The sequence below is a fragment of the Streptomyces sp. NPDC060031 genome, assembly GCF_042736805.1.
Classification (GTDB): Bacteria; Actinomycetota; Actinomycetes; order Streptomycetales; family Streptomycetaceae; genus Streptomyces.
Genome location: NZ_JBHWVM010000152.1, coordinates 1 through 9,623, shown reverse-complemented (window position 1 = coordinate 9,623; position 9,623 = coordinate 1). Strand labels below are relative to the sequence as shown.

At 72.8% G+C, this 9,623-nt stretch carries 8 protein-coding genes; 6 read left to right on the top strand and 2 right to left on the bottom strand.

Features of this window, described 5'->3' with window-relative positions:
* From ACFWB8_RS35640 to ACFWB8_RS35630, 3 genes are all read left to right on the top strand, one after another.
* Positions 1–2,225, top strand: a 2,225-nt coding sequence (locus tag ACFWB8_RS35640; protein ID WP_385237015.1) for a PIG-L family deacetylase, incomplete at its 5' end; no start/stop codon positions are given.
* Positions 2,226–2,428: 203 nt separating this feature from the next.
* Positions 2,429–4,537 (top strand): PIG-L family deacetylase, encoded by a 2,109-nt coding sequence (locus ACFWB8_RS35635; protein WP_385237012.1) that lies wholly within the window; start codon positions 2,429–2,431, stop codon positions 4,535–4,537.
* Positions 4,538–4,561: 24 nt separating this feature from the next.
* Positions 4,562–5,497, top strand: a complete 936-nt coding sequence (locus ACFWB8_RS35630; protein WP_385237009.1) for a hypothetical protein — start codon at positions 4,562–4,564, stop codon at positions 5,495–5,497.
* An 18-nt stretch (positions 5,498–5,515) separates the two neighbouring features.
* Here the strand turns inward: ACFWB8_RS35630 and ACFWB8_RS35625 are convergent, their stop codons facing one another.
* A complete protein-coding gene (locus ACFWB8_RS35625) occupies positions 5,516–6,181 on the bottom strand; it encodes a histone deacetylase (RefSeq protein WP_385237006.1) in 666 nt (221 codons plus the stop codon).
* A gap of 141 nt (positions 6,182–6,322) precedes the next feature.
* On the opposite strand from ACFWB8_RS35625, the gene ACFWB8_RS35620 reads away from it, so the two are divergent.
* Positions 6,323–6,856 (top strand): SigE family RNA polymerase sigma factor, encoded by a 534-nt coding sequence (locus ACFWB8_RS35620; protein WP_385237003.1) that lies wholly within the window; start codon positions 6,323–6,325, stop codon positions 6,854–6,856.
* 20 nt (positions 6,857–6,876) lie between these two features.
* Positions 6,877–7,710, top strand: a complete 834-nt coding sequence (locus ACFWB8_RS35615) for a hypothetical protein (protein ID WP_385237000.1) — start codon at positions 6,877–6,879, stop codon at positions 7,708–7,710.
* 59 nt (positions 7,711–7,769) lie between these two features.
* Here ACFWB8_RS35615 and ACFWB8_RS35610 read toward each other — a convergent pair whose 3' ends face one another.
* Complete coding sequence (locus ACFWB8_RS35610; protein ID WP_030238655.1) at positions 7,770–9,131, bottom strand: glutamine synthetase family protein; 1,362 nt, start codon at positions 9,129–9,131, stop codon at positions 7,770–7,772.
* A gap of 173 nt (positions 9,132–9,304) precedes the next feature.
* Between ACFWB8_RS35610 and ACFWB8_RS35605 the strand changes: the two genes are divergently transcribed.
* Positions 9,305–9,623 (top strand): hypothetical protein (locus ACFWB8_RS35605; protein WP_385236996.1); only part of this gene is annotated, 319 nt, incomplete at its 3' end.

Here is a 9,623-nt window from a genome sequence, read left to right as displayed (position 1 = left end):
CGCCCCCGGCGAGCGGCCGCCGCGCCGGCCGACGGGCCGCCGAGCGCGGGGCGTCGCGCGGGCGACGCGCGGGCGGGCGTACCGGCGCCGAAGGGGCCGACGCGGCCGACGGGGCGCGCGGTGCCGTGCCGTCGGGCAAGGCACGCGGCAGGAGGGCCCGGCTCGTCAAGGCCGTCGCCTTCTGCGCGGCCACCGCCGCCGGCAGCATGCTCGTGCTCCGGGGCAACGAGGCCCTCGACAGCCTCGGCGCCCCCACCACCCCGCACGGCAGGCCCGCCGCGGCGACCCCCGTCGACGCGCCCGACCCCGGCCGGGTGCTCCAGATCGTCGCGCACCCCGACGACGACCTCTACTTCATGAACCCGGACCTGCGCTACTCCATAGCCGCCGGCCACCCCGTCACCTCGGTCTACCTGACCTCCGGCGAAGCCGACGGCATCAACGCCGGCGCCGCCAAGGAGAAGTCCACCCCGCCGAACAAGCCCGCCTACGCCGAGGCCCGCCAGAACGGCATCCGCGCCGCCTACGCCAAGATGGCCACCGGCGACCGCAGCAGCGCCTGGCAGCGCACCGTCGTCCCCACCAAGGGCGGCGGCCACGCCGAGGTCGACGTCCTCGTCGCGAAGCCCGAGGTCAACCTCGTCTGGCTGCAGATGCGCGAGGCCGGCACCGTCTACGACGACGCCCCCGACAGCCTCCACGGCCTGTGGGACGGCAAGGTCCCCCGCCTGGAGTCGATGCTCGCCTCCGGCACCCCGGTCAAGCAGAGGTTCACGTACTCGAAGGACCAGGTCGTCCAGACCCTCGTCGGCTTCCTCGCGCAGTACAAGCCGACGACGGTCCGCTCCCAGGACCCGACCCCGGGCCGGTTCCCGGACACCAAGCGGTACACCGACCACCAGGACCACTTCTACGGCGCCCGCTTCGTGCAGATGGCGCTGGCCGCGTACGCGAAGGACGTCAAGGAACGCCCGCACTTCGCGGTACAGAACTACGTCGGTTACTTCAACGGATCGCTCCCCAGCGCGCTGGACCCGGGCGAGGCCAAGGAGAAGCTGGACATCCTGGACACCTACGCCTGGCTCGACAAGCAGAACCACTGCGGCAGCGAGGCCGGCTGCGGTGACCTCAAGGTCGCCGACCACCCGGCGGGCAACCGGTGGACGGACTCCATCAACTACGCCCGCGGCACCAGCACCTCCTGGCTGACCTCCGATGCCCGGCACGGCCTGTGGGCCTTCAAGGTGCTCGACGGCCAGGTGGCCTTGTGGCACCGCGCCGGGCTGATCGGCGCCTGGAGCGGGCCGCGCCTGCTCCCCGGCACCGGCATGGACCAGGGCATCTCCACCGTGACCCTGAAGGACGGCCGGATCGCCGCCTTCGGCACCCGCACCTCCTTCGGCGCCAGGCCCGCGGACTACAAGCGCGAGGTCGTCTACACCGTCCAGAAGGGCCCCGGCTCCGAGGAGTTCGGGGAGTGGCAGTCCCTCGGCACGCCGGAGACCGCCGACGAGACCTGGACCTCCGACATCAGTGCGCCCGCCGTGTCCGTGGACGGCACCGGCCAGCTGGCGGTGTACGTGCGCGACGGCTCGTACGCGCTGCGCGGCCGGGTGCAGGCGGCGAACGGCAGCTGGGGCCCGTGGGAGAAGTACGGGGGCGCCGACCTGCAGGGCACCCCGGCGACGGCGACCGACGGCGCCGGGCGGCGCATGGTGTTCGTGTCGACCACCAAGACGGTGATGGGGTGGGCGCAGCCGAAGCCGGGCGCCCCGCTGGGACCGGCGACGCCGACCGGGCTGCCGGACACCACGCTCCCCCTCACCGCGGAGGGCCGCGAGGGCGGGGTGCGGCTGTGGTTCCGCAAGCCGGGCTCGGGCAATGTCCGTACGGCACTGGTGACGGGCGACGGGGGGCTGAAGGTGAACAACCTCACCGACCTCGGCGGATTGCAGGGCTTCGGCTCGGTGACGGCGAGCGGGCACGTGCTCGCGGGCCGGTCGGCGGGCGGTCAACTGGGCTCGGACGTCGGGGAGGGCCGGCCGTGGCGGCGCTCGCCGCTGATGTTCGTCGGCGCGCCGTCCTCCACGACGACGGGCAGGAACACGGTCAGCCTGGCGGTGGTGGGGCTCGACGCGCGGCTGTACGTGACCTCGTCGTCGGACGAGCCCGACGCGCATCTCGCGCCCTGGCTGCCGGTGGGCCCGCGCAACAACGCCCCGTAGCCGGCTCACCCGCAGGCGGCGCTCACCCGCAGCCGGCGCTCGCCCGCAGCCGGTTCCTTCAGCCAACTCCCCCGCGCCACACGCCCGGTCGCTTCCGGCCATCAGGAGTCATCGGCGACATCGGTGAACCAACTCCCCCGATTTCGCCTCTCACTGACTGCACAGCGGTTCTTCCCGTCCGGAACGACCTCAAGGCGTGAGTGATGCCCGTTTCCCGCCGCCGCTTCCTCCTCGCGGCCGTGCTGCCCATGCTCACCGTGGGCGCCACCGGCGTGCTCGCCGTCGCCTCCGGCCAGCAGACGTCGGCCGAGGCCACCCAGACGCAGAACACGAACCCGGCCGACGCGCTGCCGGTGAGCACCACGGCCGGATCCGTCGTCCAGATCGTCGCCCACCCCGACGACGACCTGTTCTTCATGAACCCCGACCTCAGCCGCTCCCTCGTGGCGGGCAGCCCGGTCACCACCGTCTACCTCACCTCCGGCGAGGCCGACGGCCGCAACGAGGCCCATGGCGCGGCGGCCGAGGACCCGGCCCAGCCGGCCGACCGCGCCCACTACGCGGAGGCCCGGCAGAACGGCATCCGCTCCGCCTACGCCCAGATGGCCACCGGCGACCGCACCAGCGTGTGGAAGCGCACGGTCTTACCCACGGCCGGCGGAGGCCAGGCCGAGCTCGACGTGCTCATCGCCAAACCGCAGGTCAACCTCGTCTGGCTGCAGCTGCGCGAGGCCCGCAACCCCAGCGGCGACAACCCCGACAGCCTGCGCGGCCTGTGGGACGGCCGGATACCGGCGCTGGGGCCCCAGCTGACCACCGGCACCCCGGTCAGGCAGCCGTTCACGTACACCAAGGACCAGGTGATACAGGCGGTGGCCGGACTCCTGGGGAAGTACCGGCCGACGACGATACGGATACAGGACCCGGCCCCGGGGCGGTACGCCGACACCGGCAAGTACACCGACCACCAGGACCACATGTACGGGGCGCGGTTCGCGCAGGCCGCGACGGTGCGGTACGCGGCGCAGGTACCGGCCGGGGAGCGGCCGCGGTTCACCGTCCAGAACTACCTCGGGTACCACAACGGCACCCTCCCGCACGCGCTGGACCCGCAGACGGCCGAGGCGAAGATCGGCTACCTGAAGACGTACGCGTGGGACGACCGCGAGAACTACTGCGGCAGCCCCTCGGGCTGCGGCGACCGCAAGGTGGCGGGCAGTCCGACCGGCCGGAACTGGGCCCAGTCGCTGCGCTACGCCCGCGGGGACAACGCGTCCTGGCTGGTCACGGGCGCGCCGGGCAACCTGTACGCCTTCTCCGCGCTGGACGGCCGGATGGCCGTCTGGCACCGCGGCCCCGGCACCCGCGCCACCTGGACCGGCCCGGCGCTGCTGCCCGGCACCGGCATCGATCCGGGCGCGGCCACCGCCCGTTTCCCCGACGGGCGCGTGGCCGTCCTCGCCACCCGTACCGTCCTCGGGGAGCGGCCGCAGGACTACCGGCGCGAGATCGTGTACGCCGTCCAGTCCGCGCCCGGCGGGCCGTTCGGGCCGTGGCAGTCGCTGGGCACCCCCGAGACGGCCGACGCGGACGGCACCTCGGCGGTCAGCACCCCCTCGGCGGCGGTGACCCCGGACGGGCGCCTGGCCGTGTACGTCCGCGACGCGCACCGCACGCTGCGGATCCGCGAGCAGCGGCCGGGCGGCGGCTGGGGCAACGACTGGGGGCGGCTCGGCGGGGAGGACCTGCAGGGCGATCCGGTGACGGCGACCGACGCCGCCGGGCGGCGCCACGTGTACGTCACCACCACCAAGTCGGTCCTGGCCTGGATCTCCGCGGATCCGGCCGGCGCCCTCCAGGGCCCGTTCCCGACGGGGCTGCCCGCCACCACCGTCCCGCTGACGGCGGCGGCGGAGGGCGCGGGGGTCCGCCTCTACTTCCGGCGGCCCGACTCGGGGGTCGTGCGTACCGTCCTGGTCACGGCGGGGCCCGCGAGCGCCGCGACGGGGAAGCCGGCCGTCTCCAGCGTCACGGAGGCCGGCGGGCGGGCCGGCTACGGCGCGGTCGGTGTCGCGGGCCGGCTGCTGTCCGGGCGGGCGGATTCCGGCACCGTCAGCACGACCGGCCTCGGCGGGCCGCCCGCGTGGACGGAGTCCCGGATGCTCTTCGCCGGCGCCCCGGCCGGCGTACAGGAGGCGGGCGGCGAGACCACCACGGCCGTCCTGGGTCTGGACGCCGAACTCCACGTCGTCACCGCCCTGTCCCGTCCCGCCCGTACCGTCTGGCACCGCGCGGTCCCCGACTCGTCCTGATAACTCCCTTAAGCGGCAAAGGCGTTGTGTTCGACCCTGGGTCTTGGCAGACTCGGGCCGGTCCGGCGATCACCACGGGCCCGACCTGACGCACCGCACACCACACACCGGCTGGCCGCCGGGCTCCTCGGCACGACCTCGGCGCATGCCGCTCCGGTCGGCACGGGCCTGTTCACCTGGTCCGGCGACCCGGGCGACGGCAATGGCGACGACCAGGCCCGCTGGTACGGGACGGCGCAGGGCGACCGCTTCGACGTCACCGCCTCCGCCGACCACAACTCGATCCGTGTCACGGTGGGCCGCTCAGGCGACCCGTGGACGGCCGAGTTCGCCGCGCCCGGCGGCCAGGCCCTCGCGGTCGGCTCGTACGCGGAAGCCGTGCACTTCCCGGCCGCCCCGGAGTCCGGCGCCCCGAGCATGCTCGTCAACGGCTACCGCGCCAGCTGCGACAGCCTGACCGGCGGCTTCTGGATCAGCGCGCTGGAGTTCGGGGCGGACGGCAAGGTGAAGACCTTCAACGCCCGCTTCGAGCAGGACTGCGACGACCGCAACGTCCTGACGGGCTCGCTGAGCCTGAGCGCCACCGCGACGCCGACGCCCGCCCCGCTGAAGACCGGCGTCACCGTCGCGGGCACCGGCAAGGCCCTCGCCTCCAACGGAAAGGCGCTCCTGCACGGCACGGTCACCTGCTCCAAGCCGACCAGCGTGTACGTCAACGGCCCGGTCACCCAGGTCACCGACACCGAGCTCCTGAAGGGCATCATCGCGGTCTCGGTCCCCTGCACCCCGGGCAAGCCGGTCACCTGGCAGAGCGAGGCCTACCTCCCCTGGCAGCCGAACAGCCACTTCACCAAGGGCCGGGTCCGCGCCGAACTGACGACGTACGCCGACGACCCCGACACGGGGCAGGGCGTCATGGGCCCCACGACGGTCAAGGTGGTCACCCTCTCCAAGGGCTGACCGCGCCCCCGCCCCGGGTCAGCCGCCGGTCAAGAGCTCCAGGATCTGATCGGAGCTCCAATGGCCCGCTGCCCCGGGGCAGTTCGCGAGGTAGTCGGCGACGGACCGCTCGTCCCAGGGCCCGGATTCCAGCAGGCCCGCCGCCAGGTACGTCACGTAGGCGGCGGCAGGCTTGACCCACGCCACCTCGCGCATGGCCCACGGCGCCGTGAAGGTCAGCGCGGGGACGCCGTCCAGCACGCCGCAGCGGATCAGGGTCTCGTACCGGCCGGGCCCCAACTCGTCGCGCCCCGAACGCAGGACCGTACCGAGGTCGAGATCGCCACCGGGCTCCCGGTACATCTCCTGCGCCGCGATGTCGCAGAACTGCTGCGGTGTCACCAGATGGGCCCGCGCCCGCATCCGCCCCGCCGCCGCGGGGTCGTAGAACCCCCTGCCGCCCGTCCACACGGCGGACTCGGTGGCGAAGTACAGCCGCCCGGGCAACTCCACGGCCACGGACCGCACCGGCGCCCGCCGATCCCGACACCCGGGATAGCTCCGCGCGGCCCCCGGATGGCTCCCCCCGCCGATGTACAGCGCGAGCCGGTCCATGTGCATGTTCGACCCGTAGGACACGTACCAGACCACCTCGGGCACCCCCCGCCCACCCCGCCCCGCCTCCACCACCCGCACACCACTCATCACGCCCACGATAGGACGCTCCCCGGGGTCGGGTCCCGGTTACACGTCTGACGAAATGGGTTTCAACCTTTCCTGTGCTGCGGCGCTCTGAAGAGGGGTGACGGAACAGGGCCCCTCGACGGGCCCCGGAGAGGAGAGCAGATGCCGGAGAACGGCCGGGGCTCCGAGGCGCCAGTGGGCTCTGGGACGCCCGAGAGCTTCGAGACGTTTGCCCGGGCGAGCCAGAGACGGCTGTACCGGACCGCGTACCTGTTGTGCGGGGATCCCGACACCGCCCGGGACCTGACGCAGACCACGCTCGCCAAGATGTTTCAGCACTGGCGGCGGGCGGGCGCCGCGGACCACGTGGAGGCCTATGCCAGGACCGTGCTGACCCGCACCTACCTGGCCGAGCGGCGGCGCCGGCTGCGGGATCTCCTGGCGCACTCCCGCCCCGACCCCCGGCGCGCGCCCGAGCACGCCGATCTGCGGGTGACCTTGCTGCAGGCACTGGCCGGGCTGCCGCCCAGGGCCCGGGCCATGGTCGTGCTGCGGTACTGGGAGGACCAGAGCGTCGAATCCGTGGCCGAGCTCCTGAAGTGCAGTGAGTCCACGGTCAAGAGCCAGTGCTCACGCTCCTTGGCCAGGCTGCGCGCCCAGTTGGGCGAGGCCCACATCTACGCGACGGGGAGCTGAGGATCGCCATGGGAGACAACATGCCCGGAGAAGACCGCCACAACGCCCTGCTGGTACGGGATGCGATGGAGCGTACGGTGGCGGAACTGCCGCCGGTCCACGACCTGCTGGCCGGCGCGCTCGCCCAGGGCCGGCGCCGCCGGGCGCGCGCCCGGCTCGCGGTGGCCGCCGGGGTGGCCTGTGTGGCGGGGGCAGTGGTGTTCGGCTCCGTGCTGCTGCCCGGCGGCGGGGGTGGCGGTGCCACGACGGTCCGTCCCGCCGCCAGTGACGTACCGGAGCCGTACCGCACGCCCGTCCACATCGAGCCCACCAGCGAGGGACAGCAGACCATGGCCGACCTGCCGCCTGCCGAGCGGGAACGGCAGGAGCAGTTCCAGCAGCGGGTGGCCGCCCTCCTCGACAAGCGGCTGCCCGACGCGGTCGGCCTGATCCGGCCGATCGACGTGAACGTGCGGCGCTACCAGGGCGAGGCCGAGGGCGGCAAGGTCTTCCCCGTCATCTTCTCGGTACGGCCGGCCGGCGAGGGCTCCGCCCCGAAGAGCTGCACCGAGGTGCCGCAGGGCCAAGTCAAGGACGGAACCTGCAGGCAGGCCACCCTGCCGGGCGGCATCCGGGCGATCTCGTACCGCATGCTCTCCGACGGACCGGGGACCACGGCCACCCTGGTCTCCTTCTCCTACGGTCGCAGTGACGTCACGCTCACCGTCACCCCGGACACGAAGGCCACGGCCTCCGCCCCGGTCACGAGCGAGGAAATCCTGGCCGCGGCCGCCGACCCGGCCTTCCTCGACCTGGTCCGGTACGCCGACGAGAACCCGATGCAGGCGAGCCAGACCTCCGTCCAGGGCGGCTGAGACACCTCCGGGCCGGTGGTCGTCGACCGCCGGCCCGGAGCGTCAGCCGAGCGTCTGCGTCAGAGCACCGGGAGGTTCTTGCGCAGCTCGAAGGCCGTGACCTCCGAGCGGTATTCCTCCCACTCCTGCTTCTTGTTGCGCAGGAAGAAGTCGAAGACGTGTTCGCCGAGGGTTTCGGCGACCAGTTCGCTGCGTTCCATCAGGGAGATGGCCTCGCCGAGGTTCTGCGGGAGGGGTTCGATGCCCATCGCGCGGCGCTCGGCGTCGGAGAGGGCCCAGACGTCGTCGTCGGCGCCCGCCGGGAGTTCGTAGCCCTCCTCGATGCCCTTGAGGCCCGCCGCGAGGAGGACGGCGTACGTGAGGTACGGGTTGGCGCCGGAGTCGATCGAGCGGACCTCGACGCGCGAGGAGCCCGTCTTGCCCGGCTTGTACATCGGGACGCGGATCAGGGCCGAGCGGTTGTTGTGGCCCCAGCAGATGTACGAGGGGGCCTCGCCGCCGGAGCCGGCGGTGCGCGAGGAGCCGCCCCAGATGCGCTTGTAGGAGTTGACCCACTGGTTGGTGACCGCGGCGGTCTCGGCGGCGTGGCGCAGCAGGCCCGCGATGAAGGAGCGGCCGACCTTGGAGAGCTGGTACTCCGCGCCCGACTCGTAGAAGGCGTTGCGGTCGCCCTCGAAGAGGGAGAGGTGGGTGTGCATGCCCGAGCCGGGGTACTCGGAGAACGGCTTCGGCATGAAGGTGGCCTGGACGCCCTGTTCGAGGGCCACCTGCTTCATGACCAGGCGGAAGGTCATGATGTTGTCGGCCGTGGAGAGCGCGTCGGCGTAGCGGAGGTCGATCTCCTGCTGGCCGGGGGCGCCCTCGTGGTGGCTGAACTCCACAGAGATGCCCATGGATTCGAGCATGGTGATCGCCTGGCGGCGGAAGTCCATGCCGACGTTCTGCGGAGTGTGGTCGAAGTAGCCGGAGTTGTCCGCGGGCACCGGGCGGCTGCCGTCCAGCGGCTTGTCCTTCAGCAGGAAGAACTCGATCTCCGGGTGGGTGTAGAAGGTGAAGCCCAGGTCGGAGGTCTTGGCCAGGATGCGCTTGAGGACGTAGCGCGGGTCCGCGAAGGACGGCGAGCCGTCCGGCATCAGGATGTCGCAGAACATCCGGGCGGTCCCGGGGGCCTCGGCGCGCCACGGCAGTATCTGGAAGGTGCTCGGATCCGGCTTGGCGATCATGTCGGACTCGTAGACCCGTGCGAAGCCCTCGATGGCGGAGCCGTCGAAGCCGATGCCCTCGTCGAAGGCCTGCTCCAGCTCCGCGGGCGCGACCGCGACGGACTTGAGGAAGCCCAGCACGTCGGTGAACCACAGGCGCACGAAGCGGATGTCGCGTTCCTCGAGCGTCCGGAGGACGAATTCCTGCTGCTTGTCCATACCTTCATCCTCGCAGTTCAGGCGGCCTGTGCACCACTTTCCCGGGGCTCGGGGGCACAGTCGGGCCGGCCCAGTATCGCCAGCGGTGGTTTCCGCCACATTACGCACCCCGCAAACCTCGCGGCACCCCCGCACTGACCTTGGACCCGTCATGAGCATTACCATCGGCGCCCATGGGGGGCTGGGAGCAGGCCGAGGGGGTACGCCACGGGCGTGCCGCGGCTCGGCGTGCCGTCCCCCTGACGGCCCTCGGGGTGATGGGCCTCGGGGTGCTGCTCCTCGCCGCCGCGTTCCTGTGCGCCCGGCCGGGCTGGGCCCGTACCGGAGCCGATGTCCGTACGGCTACCGCCATCCGGATGCACGAAGCCCACGCCGTCTGCGTGTCGCCGTACGACCTGCCCGGCTGCGGCCCCCACGCGCACGCGACCCCCGGCGTGCTGCCCGTCCCGCCGCCCGCGGTGAGCGTGGCGGCGACCGGCCCCGCGCCGGCCG

Coding starts and splice junctions, on each gene's coding strand:
- ACFWB8_RS35635 (WP_385237012.1), top strand. CDS start 2,429: ATGCCCGTTTCCCGCCGCCGCTTCCTCCTCGCGGCCGTGCTGCCCATG.
- ACFWB8_RS35625 (WP_385237006.1), bottom strand. CDS start 6,181: ATGAGTGGTGTGCGGGTGGTGGAGGCGGGGCGGGGTGGGCGGGGGGTG.
- ACFWB8_RS35620 (WP_385237003.1), top strand. CDS start 6,323: ATGCCGGAGAACGGCCGGGGCTCCGAGGCGCCAGTGGGCTCTGGGACG.
- ACFWB8_RS35615 (WP_385237000.1), top strand. CDS start 6,877: ATGCCCGGAGAAGACCGCCACAACGCCCTGCTGGTACGGGATGCGATG.
- ACFWB8_RS35610 (WP_030238655.1), bottom strand. CDS start 9,131: ATGGACAAGCAGCAGGAATTCGTCCTCCGGACGCTCGAGGAACGCGAC.